Origin of the sequence: Amycolatopsis pittospori, from assembly GCF_013870525.1 — a bacterium.
Taxonomy (GTDB): domain Bacteria; phylum Actinomycetota; class Actinomycetes; order Mycobacteriales; family Pseudonocardiaceae; genus Amycolatopsis; species Amycolatopsis pittospori.
Genome location: NZ_JACBXD010000011.1, coordinates 92249 through 109104, shown reverse-complemented (window position 1 = coordinate 109104; position 16856 = coordinate 92249). Strand labels below are relative to the sequence as shown.

The following is a 16856-nucleotide window of genomic DNA, read 5'->3' as shown; positions in this document are numbered from 1 at the left end:
CGCGTGCGGCAGAATGGGGGCATGACCCTGCTGTTGACCCTGGACGACGGCTCTATCCAGCGCAAACTCGCCGAGGCGGTCGAACTCGCCCGCGACGCGGTGCTGGCGGACGCCGGTGCCGAACAGGTCGGCGCGCACGTCGGCGTCGAGCGTGAGGACGCGGTTTCCGCGAGCCACCTCTTCGAGGCGACGGTGTCGGGTTATCGGGGTTGGCGCTGGTCGGTCACCGTCGCGCTCGCAGGCGAGGAAGAACCGATCACCATCAGCGAGGTCGTGCTCATTCCCGGCCCGGAGGCCCGGGTCGCGCCGGCCTGGGTGCCGTGGGACCGCCGCGTGCAGGCGGGCGACCTCGGTGTCGGCGACATCTTCCCGGTGGAGAAGGACGACCCGCGGCTCGCTCCCGCGTACCTGGCGTCCGACGACCCCGCGGTCGAGGCGGTCGCCAAGGAGGCCGGGCTCGGCCGGGTCCACGTGCTCTCCCGCCACGGCAGGCTCGACGCCGCCGCCCGCTGGCACGGCGGCGAGTTCGGCCCGCGGTCGGACATGGCGCGCAGCGCGCCGGACGTCTGCGGTGGCTGTGGGTTCTTCGTACCGCTCGCCGGGTCGCTCAGCGCGGCCTTCGGGGCGTGCACCAACGACATCTCGCCTGCGGACGGTCACGTCGTCGACGTCGAGTACGGCTGCGGCGCGCACTCCGAGATCGAGGTCGAGGTGACCTCCTCGGTGCCGGTCGCGGAACTGGTCTACGACGACTCGCTGCTCGATTACGAGGCCGCTCCCGAAGCGGCTGAAGCGGCTGCGGAGCCGGAGGCGCCCGAGACGCCGGCCGAGCAGTCTGCCGAGCCCGAGGTCGCCGAAGCCACCGTGGTCGACGAGTCCGAGGCCCCGGTCGCCGAGGCGCCCGAGACCGCCGAGGTCCAGCCCGAGGTCGAGCCCGAGACCGTTGTCCCGGCCGACGAGACGGCGACCGAAACCGCTGAAACCACCGAGACGACCGAAAGCGCCAGTGAGCACTGACCCGTTCGGCACCGAACGGCTGCGCACCGCGGTCCTGCGCGCGTGGGCCGATTCGCCGACGCGGTTCACCGAAGACACCAACACGGAGAACGATCTCCGGGTCGGCGGTTACCGGGACAGGCTGTTCGTCGAACTGGCGCAGAACGCCGCCGACGCCGCGCTGGCGGCCGGCGAGCGCGGCAGGCTCCGAGTGTCCGTTGTGGACGGTGAGCTGCGGTTCGCCAATACGGGTGCGCCGCTGGACGCCCGTGGCGTCGAATCCCTCGCCTCGCTGCGCGCTTCCGGCAAGGGTGACGAGACCGTCGGCCGGTTCGGTGTCGGTTTCGCCGCCGTACTGACGGTTTCCGCCGAGCCTCGGATCGTTTCGACGACCGGCGGGGTCGCGTTCTCCGCGGACCGCACCCGGGCCGAGGCCGCGCGCACCGGTGACGTCCCTGTACTCCGCCTGCCCTGGCCGGTTTCGGACGGCGAACCCCCCGTGCCCGAAGGTTTCACCACCGAGGTCCGGCTTCCGGTGCGCGAGGGTGTCGACCTTCCCGCGCTGCTCGCGGATCTGGCGAAGGACATCGCCGATCTCCTGCTCACCTTGCCCTGGCTGGAAAGCATCGAGATCGAGGGCGGTGTCTGGCGTCGTACCGAGGTCGGCGACGGTGTCGTCGGACTCTCGTCGCCGGACGGTTCCGCCGAGCATTGGCAGGTCCACCGCGGCGACGTCGTCTGGGCGGTGCCGCTGGACGAATCCGGTTCGCCGCGGCCGCTCGGTGAGGACGTCCTGCACGCCCCGACGCCGACCGACGACGAACTCTCCCTGCCCGCGCGGCTGATCGCGACGCTGCCGATCGAGCCGTCCCGGCGGCGCGCGCTGCCGGGCCCGGAGCTGACCGCCGCGTTGAAGAACGCCGCTCGGGAGTACCTCGGTCTCGTCTGTTCCTTGCCCGCCAAGGAACGCTTGGGACTCGTGCCGAGCGCAGGCTTCCCGCGTTCCACTGTGGACGGGACGCTGCGCGAGGCCATTCTGGAGAATCTCGCCGACCTGCCGTGGCTTCCCGCGCAAGAAGGCGACGACCTGCCTGGACGTCAGGCGCGGGTCTTGTCGGTCGATGTGCCGGGTCTGGCGCCACTGCTGGCGGATCTCGTGCCCGGCCTGCTCTCACTGTCCGGTGTGGACCTTCGTGCCGTCGGCGCGCGATCGCTTTCCCCCGCCGAGGCCATCGATCTGCTGACCGGCGTCCAGCGCGAGCCGTCGTGGTGGCGGTCCCTCTACGACGTGCTGCTCCCGGCGCTCGAAGCCCACGACCTCACCAAGGACGATCTCGGTGCCCTGCCGGTGCCGATGTCGGACGGTCGCACGCTGCCCGGTGTGCGGGACGCGCTGCTCGTCGGTGGTTCGGCGGAGCTGCTCGAACTTCTGTCCGATGTGGACATAATCGGGCTCCGGCTCGTACATCCGGTGGCGGCGCATCCGCTGCTGGAACGCTTGGGCGCCAAGCACGCCGAGGCAGGCGACCTGCTCGAAGCCGATGCCTTGGCCGCCGCCGTCGAGCGCAGTGTCGAAGACGTTCGGTCCGGTTTGGACGGTATCTCGCTGGCGGGCGCGGTGCTCCGCTTGATCGCCGAAGTCGGCGACGAAGCCCCCGAATGGGCGGGCGCGCTGGCTCTTCCGAGCGAAGACGGCTGGCGCCGGGCGGACGAACTCGTCCTGCCCACCTCGCCGCTCGGTGACCTCTTCGACCCCGAGGTGTTCGAAGAAGACGGCGCTTTGTCCGTACTGGACGAGGAATTCGCTGAAGACTGGCCGGTCGGCACGCTCGTCGCGGTCGGTGTCCTCGATTCGTTCGCCATCATCGCCGACGACGAACCGCTGGAGCCCGAGCACGGCCTGCCCGACGAACACGACTGGTGGGACTCGTCCGAACGGCCGCCGTCCCGCGTGCTCGCCGTCCGCGATCTCGACCTCGTCGCCGACGACGCCTGGCCCGAGGCGCTGCGCCTGCTCGCGGCGCGCCCGGAGACCTGGCGCGCCCTCACCGAACCCGGCGGGCACACCGGCTGGTGGCTCGCGCGCTACGCACTGCTCGACGGGCACGCGCCGCTCGACTGGCGGATGCCCGGCGCCGCCACACTGACCGGGCTCTACGACATCGTCCCGGATTCGGGGCTGAGCAACGAGATCCTGCTCGCCGCGGGGGTACGGACGGAGCTGGGAACCGACACCGCTGAGGACGTCGAAGACCTCCTGGAGCGGCTGGGCGACCCCGAACGCACCGTGAGCCCCGGCCTCGCCGCCCGGGCGCACGCCGTACTCGCCGAGTCCAGTGTGGACGTCGACGCGCCCGAACGTGTGCGGGTCGCGGACGGTTCGGCCGCCGACGCCGGGAACGCCGTCGTCCTCGACGTCCCGTGGTTCGCCGCCGTGCTCGCGCCGGACCGGATGGTCGTCGCGGCGGACGGGGCCGGCGCGCTGGCGGAGTTGCTGGACCTGCCGGTGGCGAGCGCCCTCGACGCCAAGGTCACCGAAGACGGCGAGTACGTGCCGTGGACGGAGCTTTCCGCGCTTCGGCTGGCCGCCGATCAGCTGGGCGTCGAACCGCCCGACGGCGGGGTGCTGCTGCACGAGACGCTGACGGTGGCCTTCGAGGACACCGAACACGACGTCGCCTGGTGGTCCGACGGCAGGCTGCACGCCGCCGACACCCCGGAAGGCCTCGCGCGGGCGTTCGCCTGGGCCACGGACCGCTGGCCCGACCGGCACGTCCTCACCGCGCTCCTGGACGACCCCTCGCCCGCCTCACTCCTCAACTGACGCGTTCAGTCCTCTGAATGCGGTACTTGCACGCGCAAGTACCGCATTCAGAGGACTAAACGCGGGGAGCTCAAAGGCGTTGGGCGCTTTTCGAGCCGCGACGGGCGGCGGCGCGCTGCCAGGCGATGATCGCGAGGCCGATGAAGCCGAGCACCAGGCCGGAGAGCGCCGTCTGCACCCAGATGCCGTCGGTCACAAAGAACAGGACCACGGTCGCGACCGCCCAGAGCGAGGTACCTACGATCACGACCGGTGTCAGGTCGGTGAGTCGCTTCGGCAGCTCCGGCGTAGGCCGCAATGAACCGTTTACTTCCCCGGAATTGATCGATTCGCCCACGTGGGGAAGGGTACCCGGCAACGGGCGAAGGGTGGTACGCGATGGCGGAGCAGCGCACCCGGTCCACACTGGACCGGTTTTTCAAGATCAGTGAGCGCGGCTCGACACCGGGGCGGGAGATCCGCGGCGGGGTCGTCACGTTCTTCACGATGGCCTACATCGTGGTGCTGAACCCGCTGATCATCGGCAGCTTCTCCGCGGACGACGCCGGCGCGCACAAGGACGTCGTCGGCAACATCCTCCCGGTGCCGCAGGTCGCCGCGGTGACGGCGCTGGTCGCTGGTGTGCTCACGATCATCATGGGGCTGGTCGCGAACTATCCGTTCGCCATCGCCACCGGCCTGGGCATCAACAGCCTGGTCGCGGTCACCCTCGCGTCCCAGATGACCTGGCCCGAGGCGATGGGCCTGGTGCTGATGGAGGGCGTGGTCATCGTCCTGCTGGTGTTCGCCGGGATCCGCACGGCGGTGTTCAACGCCGTGCCACCGCCGCTCAAATCGGCGATCGCGGTCGGCATCGGCCTGTTCATCTGCCTGATCGGGCTGGTCGACGCCGGATTCGTCCGCCGCGTCCCGGACGAGGCGAAGACCACCGTTCCGGTCGGTCTCGGTATCAACGGGTCGATCGCGTCGTGGCCGACCGTGGTGTTCGTGGTCGGTCTGCTGCTCACCGGCATCCTGGTCGCGAAGCGGGTCAAGGGCGCGATCCTGATCGGCGTGCTCGCCTCGACCGTGCTGGCGATCGTCGTCGAGGCGATCACGAAGGTCGGTCCGTCGAAGGGCGTCAACCCGCAGGGCTGGAACCTCGGCTATCCGGCGCTGCCGGATCAGGTCCTCGGCCTGCCGGATCTGTCGCTGGTCGGCGACATCTCCTTCGGCGCCTGGACGCGGCTGCCGATCATCACCGTCGTGCTGTTGGTGTTCACCCTGGTGCTGGCGGACTTCTTCGACACCATGGGCTCGATGACCGGGCTGGCCAAGGAGGCGGACCTCCTCCCGCCGGACGGCAAACTCCCGAATGTGGGCAAGGCGTTGTTCGTCGACGGCACCGCCGCGGTGGCGGGCGGCTTCGCGTCGTCGAGTTCGAACACCGTCTTCGTCGAGTCCGCGTCCGGTATCGCCGAGGGCGCCAGGACCGGGCTCGCGAACGTCGTCACCGGCGTGCTCTTCATCGCCGCGATGTTCCTGACGCCGCTGTACCAGGTCGTCCCGGTCGAAGCCGCCGCTCCGGCGCTGGTCGTCGTCGGCGCGCTGATGATGAGCCAGGTCAAGGAGATCGACTTCTCCGACTTCACCGTCGCGCTGCCCGCGTTCCTGACGATCGTGGTCATGCCGTTCACCTACTCGATCGCCAACGGCATCGGCGCCGGCTTCGTCAGCTTCGTCGTCCTGCGCGCGGTCACCGGCAAGGCGAAGGGCATCCACCCGCTGATGTGGGGCATCGCCGTGCTGTTCCTGGCCTACTTCGCCGTCGGCCCGATCCAGGCCGCGTTCAGCTGACCAGCGGTTATCCGGTCCGTGGTTGATCTCACGGGCCCGCGCTCCGATCGTGAGGTATGCTAACTATATGTCCGGAGACACGCACGAGCGCTCACTGGCGAGCCGCCTGCGTCTCGCGGTGGTGCGGCTCAATCGCCGGCTACGGGCACAGCGCGCCGGTGACGGCATCTCGCTGACACAGGTGTCCGCGCTGTCCACGCTGCACAAATGCGGTGCGCTGACCCCTGGCCAGCTCGCCGCGAAGGAAGGCGTCCAGCCCCCGTCGATGACGAGGGTGATCGCCGCCCTCGAGGACATGGGTTACGTCGAGCGCAGGCCGCATCCGACGGACGGCCGTCAGGCCATCGTCGAGTTGTCGGACCGTGGCCGGGCTTACGTGATCGAGCAGATCACCGCACGGGAGATCTGGCTGGACAAGCAATTGGCCGAGTTGAGCGCCGAGGAACGCGAAGTGCTCTCTCGCGCCGCCGAGATCATCGACAGGATGGCGGGGAACTAACAGCGGTGACGACCACGGGTAGCGAAACACAGTGTCCTTCCAAGACCACCGCTACCCGGGAACCCGCTCCACCGCCGCCCACATCCGCCCGTGAGAAACCACGCGGGAGCATGTTCTCCTCGCTGAAGGTGCGGAACTACCGGCTCTTCTTCACCGGCCAGGTCATCTCGAACATCGGCACCTGGATGCAGCGCATCGCCCAGGACTGGCTGGTGTTCACCCTCAGCGGCAACAACCCGATCGCGCTCGGCATCGCGGTCGCCCTGCAGTTCACGCCCACGCTGTTCCTCTCGCTGTGGGCCGGGGTGCTGGCCGACCGCGTCGACAAGCGACGGCTGCTGATCGGCATCCAGATCGCCGTGCTGGGGCAGGCGGTCGTCCTCGGCGCACTCGACCTGAGCGGGATCGCGGCGCTCTGGCACGTCTACGTCCTCTGCTTCACCCTCGGCTGTACGGCGGCGCTGGAAGTGCCCGCACGGCAGTCGTTCGTCGCCGAGATGGTCGGCCGGGACAAGGTCACCAACGCCGTCGCGCTGAACTCCTCGATCTTCAACATGGCCCGGATCGTCGGCCCGGCCATCGCGGGTTTCGCGATCACCTGGGTCGGCACCGGCTGGCTGTTCATGGCGAACGCGGTGAGCACCGGCGCCGTCATCGCCGCGCTGGTGATGATGAACCCGGACAAGCTCTTCCGCGGTCCGGCCATCCCGCGTGAGAAGGGGCAGCTGGTCGAAGGGCTGCGGTACGTCCGGCGGCGCAGCGACCTGATGACCGTGATGGTGCTGGTGTTCTTCGTGAGCACGTTCGGCATCACCTACTTCACCTCGCTGCCGATCGTCGCCGCGAACGTCTTCCACACCAACGCGGACGGCTACGGGCTCCTGTCGACGCTGGTCGCCGTCGGTACCTTCACCGGCGCGCTGATGTCGGCCCGCCGCAACACCCGCGGCGGTCCTCGCGTGCGGCTGCTGCTGATCTCGGCGTTCCTGCTGGGCGCGTTCGAGGTGGTCACCGCGTTCATGCCGACGTACCTGAGCTTCGGCCTCGCGCTGATCCCGCTCGGCTTCGCGACGATCACCTTCCTCAACACGGCGAACGCGCTGGTGCAGACCGCGGTCAGCCCGGAGATGCGCGGACGCGTGATGGGCCTGTACGTCCTGGTCCTGATCGGCGGCAACCCCATCGGCGGCCCGATGACCGGCTGGATGGCCGACGCCTTCGGTGGCCGTTCGCCGTTCTACATCGGCGGCGCGATCTCGGCGCTCGCCGCGGTAGTCTGCGCCGTCGTGCTGATCCGGCGGGGCGGGGTGAGCCTGCCGGTGCGACGGTTCGGCAACGGGCTACGCGTGCTGAAGCGGGAGCGAGTGTGAACAAACTGGGCGTCGAGCCCTCTGTGACGCGGTGGAACGAGGGCGAGGCCCGGTTCCTGGACTGGACGATCGACGGCGTCGCGCTTCGGGAACTGGTTCCTGCTCAGGAGCGGACGCCGCTGTTCCTGGACGACGACGACCGATGGCGTGAGTCGGCCGTCGAAACGCTTTCGCGGCTGCTGGGCAGCTTGCCGGGGCACTTCGACGACGGACGGGTCGCGTTGCTGATGTGCCCGCTGTGCGGTGACCTCGGCTGCGGCGCCTACAGCGTCGAGGTCGTCCGCGACGACGACAGCGTCGAGTGGCGGGCTTTCGGCTGGCAGGTCGACTACGAGCCCTACGATCCCGATCAGAACTTCCGTTTCCGCGAGGCCCGTTTCGACCGGACGGCGTACGAAGCCCTGCTCGGCGACCTCCTGTCGAATTACCGGGCCTAGCGGCCGAGCAGAGGCGGGACGGCCTTCTCCGCGAGGGCCGTGAGATCGCCGGTTCCCTTGAACTTCAGGGTCTCCCCGCGTGGATCCCCGGTGAGCTGCACGATCACGCCTCGTTCGTCGACCTGGGCGGGGAGTCCCGCGATGGACGTGGTCGCCCGGACGTCCGAAGACAGCTCGCTGTAGTCCGCGGTCACGCCGTTCAGCTCGCACGCGGCGAAGAAGGTGGGCTTCGCGTTGTCGGCCGGGACGCCGAGCGAGCGGCCGAGTTCGGCGCACAACAGCCAGGAGATCACCGGGAGCGGCCGGTCCTTGATCGGACCGGGTGCGGTCTTTTCGTAGAGGATCCCGCCGACCTCGCCGATTTTCGGCAACTTCGGTCCGGGTGGCGTCGCTCCGGCGATCAGCGCCTCGGCGAGTGCCCTCGCCTTCGCTTCGGTTTCCGTGGGTTTCAGGTCCCTCTTGCGGATGGAGACGTTCAGGACCGGCGAGGCGCCGTTGCGCGGCGCGACCTCGACCAGTTCGACGCTCAGACTGGTGCCGTCCTTCGAGGTGGCGACGACCGCGGTCTTACCCGCGACGGTCGTCTTCGTGGGCAAGCCCCGGCTCGTGTCCTCCGGCAGCTCGGCGATCATCTGGGCGCTGATGTCCAGCTCGGCGGTGACCGCGTGGCAGGCCCCGCCCGCCTCTCGCAGCGTGCGTCCGCCGAGGATCTCTTCCCAGCGCTGCTCCGGGATCACCTGGCAGAGCACCTGCGCGCCGGTATCACCCGTCAGCGCGGCCACCATCTCACCCGTCGGCATCACCACCTGCCGGAGCGCTTGCCCGGTCCTGGACGGCCAGACGTCCGGCAGCTCGGCTCCGGTGCTTTCGTCGTCCCTGTTCAGCAGGGTGATCGCGACGACGATGCCCACGCCCAGCAGCAGCAGGACACTCGTCAGCGCGCAGCCCGCCCAGATCCACATCGGACGGTCCGTCTTGCGCGCGATCGCGCGATAGTCGTTCCCCATGGCCACGGGGTGAAGCTAGCCCGTCGGGGGCGCGTTGTCCGCCGAACCGGCTTACCCGATCGTGGGCGGATCCGAAGGGTGGGTCTTCCAATGGCCTCCACGTTGCCGATACTCGAGAACGTCCTGGCAGCCGTGGCGCCTGTCGTTGCGTCCGGCCGCGCGCCGGATGTTGCGAAAGCCACTTTCGCAACATTGAAGGTTGCGAAAGTGGCTTTCGCAACACCCGAGGTGCGCCGCGCACGCGAGATCCGTCGCCGCGCACGCGAGTTCCGTCTCTGAGCACGCGAGTGCGCCGCCCAGGCCGCCGCGTCGCCCGAGACACGACACGTTTGCCTTGTCCCCTCAACAGAACACGAATCGCCACTCACGACCCGAGAAGCGGCGGTACCACCTTTTCCGCCAGCTCCCGCAAATCCGTCTTGGAACCGCCGCTCCACTGGAACCGCAGCCCCTGCTTGGAACCGTTGTCCGTGAGCAGGACGCTCAGCTCGCCTTGGCTTTCCTTGGCCGGGCGCCCGGCCACCGGAGGATCCCGGTGCTCCGAGATGAGCGCGTCGTTCTCGACTCGGAGGGGTCCCTTCGCGGTGTCCACCATGCACTTCCCGTCCTCGCGCGGTTCGGTGGCTTCCGCGGGGAGTCCGAGCGCACGACTGAGCCGGGTGCACAGTTTCCACGCGATTTCCGGCAGCGGAGCGTCGATGATCCCCTTGCCGGGCTCGACGGTCTTGCGTTCGAGGGCGCCCAGTTCGCCGACGGCGGGCAGTTTCGGCTCCGGTCCGAAGGCGGCGGAGAGAGCGGCCTCGGCCAGGCCGATCAGGCGGCTTTCACTCTGATCGTCCCCTCGCGGAACGCGCGTCCAACTGGTCTCGATCCTGAAGAACCCGCCGGTGGGCGGCCGCCTGTCGGCGTCGACGAGCTGGACCTCCACAAAGGACGGTGAGCCGCCGGTGATCAGTATCGCCGGCCTCCCGGCGACGATCAGCGTCCTGCGCGTGCCCAGCGTGGTCACGTCGGCGACGGGCGTCCGGTTCAGGGAGATCCGCACCCAGTCGTCCAGTCCGACGGCGTGGCAGGACTCGCCGTTCGCCACCTCGCGCGCGACCTCGCCGCCCATCAGCTGTGTCCAGCGCTCGGCCGGTACGGCCTGGCACAGGACCTGCGCAGCGGTCTCCTTCGGCAGTGCCATCAGCAACTCGCCGGACGGCATCGGGACCGGCCGCAGGGGACGCCCGTTCGCCGTCGGCCAGGGTTTGGGCAGTTCCTTCGGCCCGAGCCCTTCTTCGTACGTGTCGACCTTTCCGACACAGCCGGCGCAGAGCGCGGCGACGAGCACGCCCACTGCCCAACGTTTGACACCCCAGGTGGTCACGCGCGCACGCTAGCGGAACGTCGCCGGTCAGGCGCTCGGAACGATCATTTCCACCTGGCCGAGGGAGGTGGCTCCAGCGTCTCCCGCAGGTCGCCGTCCAGGGCCGCCGCGATGTCCTCGACCGTCCACGAGTCGCGTTCGAGTACGGGATCCTTGATCGCGGTCTGGCGCAGGACACACAGGATGTCGCCGCGGAACCGCAGGATCTGGCCGGTGATCCCCGCCGAAAGGTCGCTGAGCAGGTAGGTCACCAGCGGCGCCACCCGCTCCGGCGTGTGTTCCGGCGTCTGGACGACGCTCGGGTCGTTCCGGGCCATCCGGGTCCAGGCCACCGGCGCGACGGCGTTGACCCGGATGCCGTGCCCGGCCAGGTCGGCCGCCCAGGAAGCGGTCATGGACGCGACAGCGCCCTTCGACGCCGAGTACGCGGCCGCGCGGCGCTGGCCGATCATCGAGCCCGAGCCGACGTTCACGATCACGCCGCCGCCCTGCTCGCGCATCACGGTCGCCGCCGACGTCCCGCAGAACAGCGGGCCCAGCACGTTGACCTCGACCACTTCGCGCATCCGCGCCGGGTCGTCGGCCCACGGTTCGGCCCGGTAGTTGACGCCCGCGTTGTTGACCAGGCCGTCGATCGCGCCGAACTCGGCGACGCATTGCTCGATCAGCCCGGCGGCCTGCTCGGCATCGGCGACCGAGCGGCCGTTGGCCACGGCGCGCCCGCCCCGTTCGCGGATCTCGCCCGCGACCACGTGCGCGACGTCGGCGTCGATGTCGTTCACCACGACCGCGGCTCCCTGCGAGGCCGCGTGATGGGCGAAAGCCCTGCCCAGACCTCGGCCGGCGCCGGTGATCACCACGGCTTTGCCGTTCAGAAGGCTCATGGGAACAGTCTGCCGTCACTCGGAAGGGTGAGATCGGCGTCTCTCTGCCGACCCCCTTGCCGGAGGTAGTGAGGTTAGGCTAACCTCATACATGTCCGCTTCGTGGTGGGAGCGGCAGTCAGTTCGGGAACGGACGAAGCCCCGCAACCGGGTTACCCCCGGAGGCGGGGCTTCGTTCATGCCGGGGGTTCATGGTCGATGACCGCGCCGGTCTGGTCAAGGCCGTACCGGCACTCGGACGAGGTCGATCCCGAACTCCTTCCGGTAGACGTCCAGGACCTCCTGATCACTCGAAAGCCTGGTCTCCTCGCGGACACCATGGGTCGTGACGATCAACTTGTCACCCGCCAGGGTGGCCCGGCCGTGTTCGGTCGGCAGGGAGGTGGTCGGCCCCTGGGTGAAGTGCGAATCAGGCGACGTCGCCTGCCACCACGCTGTCGGCGTGAACTCGTCCAGATTCCGCGCTCGCTGCTCGATCCGGTACTGCGGCTTACCGTCCAGGAGGACGTCGATGTCGCCGTAGGGCGCGTCGAGGAACAGGAATTCGCCGCCCGGATCCGCCTGCGCCTCGGTGGCGGCCAGCCGCAGCGGGAACCGGCTGAAGCGGCCGAAGCCAACGTCGGCCAGCCACGGTTCGTCCAGCTCGACGCGGATCGCCGCGTGGTCGAACGGCGGTCCGAGGGTGCCGTCCGGCCGGAAGACCTTCGCGGATCTCAGACTGGCGTCGAAGCCTAGTTCGCGCAGAAGCGCGGCGAAGAGGCCGTTGAGTTCGTAGCAGAAGCCGCCGCGTCGCCGCCGAACGATCTTGTCGAACAGCGCTTCGGGGTCCAGGACGATCGGCTCGCCGAGGTGGATGCTCAAGTTCTCGAACGGCACGACCGCCAGGTGGCGCTCCTGCAGCGTCCGCAGCGCTGCGACGTCCGCGGTGGCGGGGCGGTCGAGTCCGAGGCGATCGAGGTATGCGGCGGCGTCCATACGTCCAGCCTGACACCTCGACTTCGCTGGAGGTCAAGCTCGGCCAGTGCGACGAAAAACGGGGCCCTCCCGGTAAGGAGAGCCCCGCTTCGTGGTGAGAAAGGTCAGCCGAGCAGCAGGCCGTTGCCACCGGCGACGGCGTTGTCGAACCGCTTGGAGATCTCAGCCCAGTTGAAGATGTTCCACAGGGCCTCGACGTACTTCGGCTTCACGTTCTTGTAGTCCAGGTAGAACGCGTGCTCCCAGACGTCGACCAGCAGGATCGGCGTGGTCGGCAGGACCAGGTTGTTGTGGTGGTCGCGCAGCTGCTGGGTGATCAGGGTCTTGCCGATCGGGTCCCAGGAGAGCGCGGCCCAGCCGTTGCCCTGGATCGTGGTGGCGACGGCGGTGAACTGCGCCTTGAACTTGTCGAAGGAGCCGAACGCCTCGTCGATCGCCGCGGCCAGCTCGCCGGTCGGCTTGTCGCCGCCTTCCGGGGACAGGATCTTCCACCACACGACGTGGTTGGCGTGTCCGGCCAGGTGGAACGCCAGCGTGGTCTGCAGGCCGACGATGTCACCGAAGTTACCGGCGTCACGGGCTTCGGCGATCTTGTCGAGCGTGTCGTTCGCGCCCTTGACGTAGGTCGCGTGGTGCTTGCTGTGGTGCAGCTCGTTGATCTCGCCCGAGATGTGCGGCGCGAGGGCCGCGTAGTCGTAGTCGAGTTCGGGCAGCTCGTAGCGGGCCATTGGCCCTCCTTCTTCTTCGACACAAGTTTCCATTGACGAACTTAGTCGTCTTCACCCGTTTGCGGCGACCGGGGGCGCCGCGTTCTTCCCAGGTGGAACGACCTGTCCTCAGCAGCTGTACCCGTTAGGGCCGCTGCCTGAAACCACCCTGCTATCTCCAGTTAGGTGGAGGTCAAGGCGGATGTGACGGCGGTCATCACGCCAAGTAGGGCATGCCCACCAGGTGGTACGACGCGATCACTCCCAGGAACGCCGCCAGCGCCACGGAAACAACCGTGTAGGTGATCCGGGTCGAGGTGTTCCACCAGGTGCGAACCCAGGCGAGGACCACGCAGACGACGGCGGCGACGGTCAGCGCCAGCGCGATGTCCGGCATGAGCAGCGTCGTGCTCAGCAACGGCGAGTGCCCTGACGTCAACGCGACGGCGGCGCCGCTGAAATCGCTCATGAGCAGCGCGAACCCGGCGACGAACAGGATGAGGGCGAGCGCCGCGGACCAGGCGGCCAGGAGCGCGAAGCGGGCGCCCTTCGGTTGCCGTTCGCGACCTCGCCGGACAAGGGCGCGGATCGGCCACCAGACGACCGCGCCGAGCAGGAGCACGAGCGCTATGCCGAGGATCAGCAGGTGTGTGGTGGTGGACTCGAGCCACGGCATGCGTTCGTAGGACGTGTTCGGCTCGTCGGTGAAGAGCAGCGTCTTCCCGTCCGTCTCGCGGAAGGCGATCCGCGCGCCGGTCTCGTCGGTGAACAGGCCCGGTTCCGTCTGCGTCCATCGGCGGCTTCCTTCGCCGAGCCCGGACGTCGTCACCACACCGTCGCCGTCCGCGGTCACCGAGACGCCGCCTGCGAGGGCGCGGACCTTGGTGAAGCTGTCGTAGTCGAGCCGTGTGTCGTTGTAGGAGCCCTCGAAACGCGAGACGTCCCCGGCGAGCACCTTCGGAGCGGGGACGGGCGCGGCGGGCTGTAGCCGGTCCAGGAACCCTTTGAGTGCCTCGGCGGTGACAGCGGCGGCGTCACCGGAGAACGCGCCGCCGTTGAAAGCGAGGTACACGCCGGTGTTCTTCTCCGGGATCAGTTCGAGCACGCTGAGGAACCCCGGCGAGTCACCGGTCTTCTCCACCAGGCGCAGTCCGTTCATCAGCCGTTCCGAGAAGCCGAAGCCCATTCCCGGCAGACGTGGGTCGTTGCGGAACCGCGCGCCGTGCAACTGGTCGAGCAGGGGCCGGCTGAACGTCCCCGGCACGAGGTTCGCCGACAGGTAACGCCCCATGTCGGCCGGGGTGGCGACGTTCCCGTCGCCCGCGGGCGGTTCGGGGCCGAAGTTGGCCGGCGGGACGACCTGTTTCGAGCCGTCCCACCGGTAGCCGGTCGCCAGGGGGACGTCCGGAGTGGGCTGCGCGACGCTGCTGTTCTTCATTCCCAACGGTTCGAAGATGTGCTGCCGCACGTAGTCCGCATAGGGCTGTCCCGAGGCGAGTTCGATCAGATGCCCGGCGAGGGCGAAGCCGTAGTTGGAGTAGATGGTGTGCTCGCCCGGTGGCCGGACGCGGGTCGGCATCTCGTTCACGAGGTGCTCGGCGAGCGACGGCAGCTTCTCGTCCCGCGGGGTGAACATCCGGTACACGCGGTCTTCGAACCCGGCGGTGTGGGTGAGCAGGGAGGACAGGGTGACCGGTCGTCCCGGGAAGGTTTCGGGGATCTGGAAAGACTTCAGGTACGTGTTGACGTCGGCGTCCAGTGCGAGCCTGCCCTGTTCGACGAGCTGCATCGCGGCGGTGGCGGCGATCGACTTGCCGACCGAATTGATCAGGAATCCGGTGCGTTCCGGGTCCACCTTCGCCTGGGTGTCTACTGAGGACACTCCGTAGCCCGCCGAGAAGACGGTCTCGCCGCCTTCGACGACGACCACGGCGGCGCCGGGGATGTTATGCGCCACAAGGCTTCGCGGGATGAGCTCGTCGAAGATCGCGGCAGCCGAGGCGGGTGTCACCGCGGCTCGGGCGGGTGGCGCGGCGACGACCGCGATGAGGGTCAGCAGGGCGGCGATGGCGCCGATTCGGAACATGCCTTGAAACTAGGGATTTCCCCGGATAGAAGGGATCCGGTGGACCGCCGATCGTGGGGTGGGGCCCGCCCTACCCCACGATCGGCCCGCCATCAGGAGAAGGAGACCGGGATGAAGACGTCCGAGTTCCGGTCGTTCGAGGCGAAGTGGTCACGACGCGAGACGATCGCGCAGGTCACCGGGGGATCGGCGAGGTCCTCGACGAGGCGACGGTGACCCTGGGCGCCGACTGCGCGAGCCTGCCCGGCGGGTCCGGGGTCCGGCTCCGGTGACGACCTCGTGCCGGACGTGAAGTACCGGCCGGACTCGGCGCTGGCCTCGACCGGCGTCGAGGGCGGCGTGTGGCTCCTGTGGGGACTGCTGCTCCTGGGCGCCGGTCTCGTTCTGGTGCTGGTGGTGCGTCGCCGGACCGCCTGACCGTTCCACGGCGTGCTATGAACGGCCCGTTACTTGCAAAATTCGCAAGTAACGGGCCGTTCATGGCACTCGGGAGCGACGTCAGGCCGCGCGGTAAGCGTCCAGTTCACCCGCGAGTTCGTCGAACACCGCGATGTTGCACTCGAAGGCCACGATCGCTTCGTCGATCAGCCGCGCGCGCTCGTCGTCGTTCCACGGCGCCGAGTTCAGTTGCTCGCGGTAGTTGTCGCGGAACTTGGGCGCGCTGCCCAGCTGGTCGAAGTGGTAGAACAGCGAACCCGCCTCGCTCACCCCGTATTTGCGCTCCAGCAGCCGCCGGATGACCTGGCCGCCGGCGATGTCGCCGAGGTAGCGGGTGTAGTGGTGCGCGACGAAACCGCCGGACCAGTCCGACGCCTCGGCCACGCGCCGCGCATAGCGTTCGGTCGAGGGCAGCGGGCGGACGGTCTCGCGCCAGTCCGGGCCGACGAGGTGTTCGAGGTCGCGTTCGAGGCTCGGCAGCCGCCGCAGCTCCTCGAAGACGAACTTGCCCGCCACCGGGTCCTTCACCAGCTTGTCGCCGGCCTGCTCAATGGCCTGGTAGATGAAGTAGTACTGGATGGCCAGCCGGGTGTACCCCTCGAGCGTGAGCTCGCCGCCGAGCAGCGCGTTCATGTACACGGAGTGGTTGGCCCGCTCGTGAGCGGGCAGGGTGGAGGCGCGCAGGGCCGCGGAGAACGGCCCGGATTCGACGTCGGTGGTCACCGGCATGGACACAGCCTCCAAGCATCTATCTGACATGCTGTCAGAAAGAGCCTAAGGCACAACTGCGGGTTAGGCTACCCTAATTCGCAGGTTTTTCCGCCATCCCGACCGCTCTGAGCACGAACCGGACGGCCGCTTCGATCGCGTCGTCCAGCCGATCGGGTGGCACGTCGACGACCTGACGGCTGCCCAGCGCGGCGGTGATCATCGGGATCAGCACGTCGGGGTCCTCTTCCGGGACGCCCTCGGCGAGGATCTCGCGGAGCTGCGCCGTGATCGGGTCCGCGTGCGCGCTGATCCGCCGGTAGGCGGCGGGCGCCAGCGCCGACGCGAGCGCCGTCCCCGGCGGCAGGTGGTACTCGGCCAGCACCCGCAACTGCAGACGGACGAACGTCGAAAGCTTCCCGACCGGGGTGTCGGCGGTCGCGACGGCCGCGGTCAGCCGTTCGACGTAGCGTGTCGCCTCGTCCTCGACGAAGGCGACCAGCAGGCTTTCCTTGTCGGGGAAGTGGTTGTACATCGCAGTGCGGCCGAGGCCGGCTTCGGCGGCGACACCCGCCAGCGTGATCGCGTCGAACCCGCGCTCGTACAGCTGCCCGCGCAGGACGTCGAACACCCTGCTGCGGACCTCGCGCCGATGCTCCTCCAGAGACCGGCCGATGATCTTGGGCACGCGCCACCTCCCTGGGTGACCACCTTATGCGC

General features: G+C 68.9%; 17 protein-coding genes. 8 read left to right on the top strand and 9 right to left on the bottom strand.

From position 1 onward, the window contains the following. Positions 1–21: 21 nt before the first annotated feature. Together H5J31_RS08950 and H5J31_RS08945 are read left to right on the top strand one after the other, a co-directional pair. Positions 22–1017, top strand: coding sequence for a DUF3027 domain-containing protein (locus H5J31_RS08950; protein WP_181772003.1), 996 nt, complete (start codon positions 22–24; stop codon positions 1015–1017). After that, on the top strand, positions 1007–3820 hold the full coding sequence (locus tag H5J31_RS08945) for a sacsin N-terminal ATP-binding-like domain-containing protein (RefSeq protein ID WP_181772002.1): 2814 nt from the start codon (positions 1007–1009) through the stop codon (positions 3818–3820). The genes H5J31_RS08950 and H5J31_RS08945 overlap by 11 nt, the downstream gene beginning before the upstream one ends. Positions 3821–3890: 70 nt before the next feature. Here the strand turns inward: H5J31_RS08945 and H5J31_RS08940 are convergent, their stop codons facing one another. After that, positions 3891–4118, bottom strand: coding sequence for a DUF2530 domain-containing protein (locus H5J31_RS08940; RefSeq protein WP_181772038.1), 228 nt, complete (start codon positions 4116–4118; stop codon positions 3891–3893). 80 nt (positions 4119–4198) lie between these two features. Between H5J31_RS08940 and H5J31_RS08935 the strand changes: the two genes are divergently transcribed. The 4 genes from H5J31_RS08935 to H5J31_RS08920 all read left to right on the top strand — a co-directional run bounded on the left by H5J31_RS08935 (position 4199) and on the right by H5J31_RS08920 (position 7962). Then, complete coding sequence (locus H5J31_RS08935; protein WP_181772001.1) at positions 4199–5656, top strand: NCS2 family permease; 1458 nt, start codon at positions 4199–4201, stop codon at positions 5654–5656. A 67-nt stretch (positions 5657–5723) separates the two neighbouring features. Further along, entirely contained in the window at positions 5724–6155 is a 432-nt protein-coding gene (locus H5J31_RS08930) for a MarR family winged helix-turn-helix transcriptional regulator (RefSeq protein WP_181772000.1), read from the top strand. 110 nt (positions 6156–6265) lie between these two features. Further along, the gene (locus H5J31_RS08925; protein ID WP_181771999.1) at positions 6266–7525 is read left to right on the top strand and encodes an MFS transporter; all 1260 of its coding nucleotides are present in this window, start codon (positions 6266–6268) and stop codon (positions 7523–7525) included. Beyond that, positions 7522–7962 (top strand): hypothetical protein, encoded by a 441-nt coding sequence (locus H5J31_RS08920; protein ID WP_181771998.1) that lies wholly within the window; start codon positions 7522–7524, stop codon positions 7960–7962. Before H5J31_RS08925 ends, H5J31_RS08920 begins: the two co-directional genes overlap by 4 nt. Here H5J31_RS08920 and H5J31_RS08915 read toward each other — a convergent pair. The 6 genes from H5J31_RS08915 to H5J31_RS08890 all read right to left on the bottom strand — a co-directional run bounded on the left by H5J31_RS08915 (position 7959) and on the right by H5J31_RS08890 (position 14990). Further along, positions 7959–8969 (bottom strand): hypothetical protein, encoded by a 1011-nt coding sequence (locus H5J31_RS08915; RefSeq protein WP_207897746.1) that lies wholly within the window; start codon positions 8967–8969, stop codon positions 7959–7961. The genes H5J31_RS08920 and H5J31_RS08915 overlap by 4 nt on opposite strands. A gap of 364 nt (positions 8970–9333) precedes the next feature. Continuing rightward, a complete protein-coding gene (locus tag H5J31_RS08910) occupies positions 9334–10338 on the bottom strand; it encodes a hypothetical protein (RefSeq protein ID WP_181771996.1) in 1005 nt (334 codons plus the stop codon). A gap of 44 nt (positions 10339–10382) precedes the next feature. Then, on the bottom strand, positions 10383–11222 hold the full coding sequence (locus H5J31_RS08905) for an SDR family NAD(P)-dependent oxidoreductase (RefSeq protein WP_181771995.1): 840 nt from the start codon (positions 11220–11222) through the stop codon (positions 10383–10385). 216 nt (positions 11223–11438) lie between these two features. Then, the gene (locus H5J31_RS08900; RefSeq protein WP_181771994.1) at positions 11439–12197 is read right to left on the bottom strand and encodes an arylamine N-acetyltransferase family protein; all 759 of its coding nucleotides are present in this window, start codon (positions 12195–12197) and stop codon (positions 11439–11441) included. Between the two features lie 104 nt (positions 12198–12301). Further along, positions 12302–12925, bottom strand: coding sequence for a superoxide dismutase (locus tag H5J31_RS08895; RefSeq protein ID WP_061984929.1), 624 nt, complete (start codon positions 12923–12925; stop codon positions 12302–12304). A 196-nt stretch (positions 12926–13121) separates the two neighbouring features. Next, positions 13122–14990, bottom strand: coding sequence for a serine hydrolase domain-containing protein (locus tag H5J31_RS08890; protein ID WP_181771993.1), 1869 nt, complete (start codon positions 14988–14990; stop codon positions 13122–13124). 146 nt (positions 14991–15136) lie between these two features. On the opposite strand from H5J31_RS08890, the gene H5J31_RS40185 reads away from it, so the two are divergent. Both H5J31_RS40185 and H5J31_RS08885 read left to right on the top strand, forming a co-directional pair. Beyond that, the gene (locus H5J31_RS40185; protein WP_268879537.1) at positions 15137–15262 is read left to right on the top strand and encodes a hypothetical protein; all 126 of its coding nucleotides are present in this window, start codon (positions 15137–15139) and stop codon (positions 15260–15262) included. 7 nt (positions 15263–15269) lie between these two features. Beyond that, positions 15270–15407 carry an LPXTG cell wall anchor domain-containing protein gene (locus tag H5J31_RS08885; protein ID WP_181771992.1) on the top strand — a complete coding sequence of 46 codons (138 nt, stop codon included), beginning with the start codon at positions 15270–15272 and terminating at the stop codon, positions 15405–15407. Positions 15408–15488: 81 nt separating this feature from the next. On the opposite strand, the gene H5J31_RS08880 is transcribed toward H5J31_RS08885, so the two are convergent. Both H5J31_RS08880 and H5J31_RS08875 read right to left on the bottom strand, forming a co-directional pair. Then, positions 15489–16157 (bottom strand): biliverdin-producing heme oxygenase, encoded by a 669-nt coding sequence (locus tag H5J31_RS08880; protein WP_181771991.1) that lies wholly within the window; start codon positions 16155–16157, stop codon positions 15489–15491. Between the two features lie 73 nt (positions 16158–16230). After that, a complete protein-coding gene (locus H5J31_RS08875; RefSeq protein WP_181771990.1) occupies positions 16231–16824 on the bottom strand; it encodes a TetR/AcrR family transcriptional regulator in 594 nt (197 codons plus the stop codon). Between the last annotated feature and the right edge of the window lie 32 nt (positions 16825–16856).

Bases quoted from the DNA above. Each gene is read 5' to 3' on its own strand.
- H5J31_RS08950 (WP_181772003.1), top strand. From the start codon at position 22: ATGACCCTGCTGTTGACCCTGGACGACGGCTCTATCCAGCGCAAACTC.
- H5J31_RS08900 (WP_181771994.1), bottom strand. From the start codon at position 12,197: ATGGACGCCGCCGCATACCTCGATCGCCTCGGACTCGACCGCCCCGCC.
- H5J31_RS08925 (WP_181771999.1), top strand. From the start codon at position 6,266: ATGTTCTCCTCGCTGAAGGTGCGGAACTACCGGCTCTTCTTCACCGGC.
- H5J31_RS08880 (WP_181771991.1), bottom strand. From the start codon at position 16,157: ATGCCGGTGACCACCGACGTCGAATCCGGGCCGTTCTCCGCGGCCCTG.
- H5J31_RS08915 (WP_207897746.1), bottom strand. From the start codon at position 8,969: ATGGGGAACGACTATCGCGCGATCGCGCGCAAGACGGACCGTCCGATG.
- H5J31_RS08890 (WP_181771993.1), bottom strand. From the start codon at position 14,990: ATGTTCCGAATCGGCGCCATCGCCGCCCTGCTGACCCTCATCGCGGTC.
- H5J31_RS08895 (WP_061984929.1), bottom strand. From the start codon at position 12,925: ATGGCCCGCTACGAGCTGCCCGAACTCGACTACGACTACGCGGCCCTC.
- H5J31_RS08930 (WP_181772000.1), top strand. From the start codon at position 5,724: ATGTCCGGAGACACGCACGAGCGCTCACTGGCGAGCCGCCTGCGTCTC.
- H5J31_RS08935 (WP_181772001.1), top strand. From the start codon at position 4,199: ATGGCGGAGCAGCGCACCCGGTCCACACTGGACCGGTTTTTCAAGATC.
- H5J31_RS08905 (WP_181771995.1), bottom strand. From the start codon at position 11,222: ATGAGCCTTCTGAACGGCAAAGCCGTGGTGATCACCGGCGCCGGCCGA.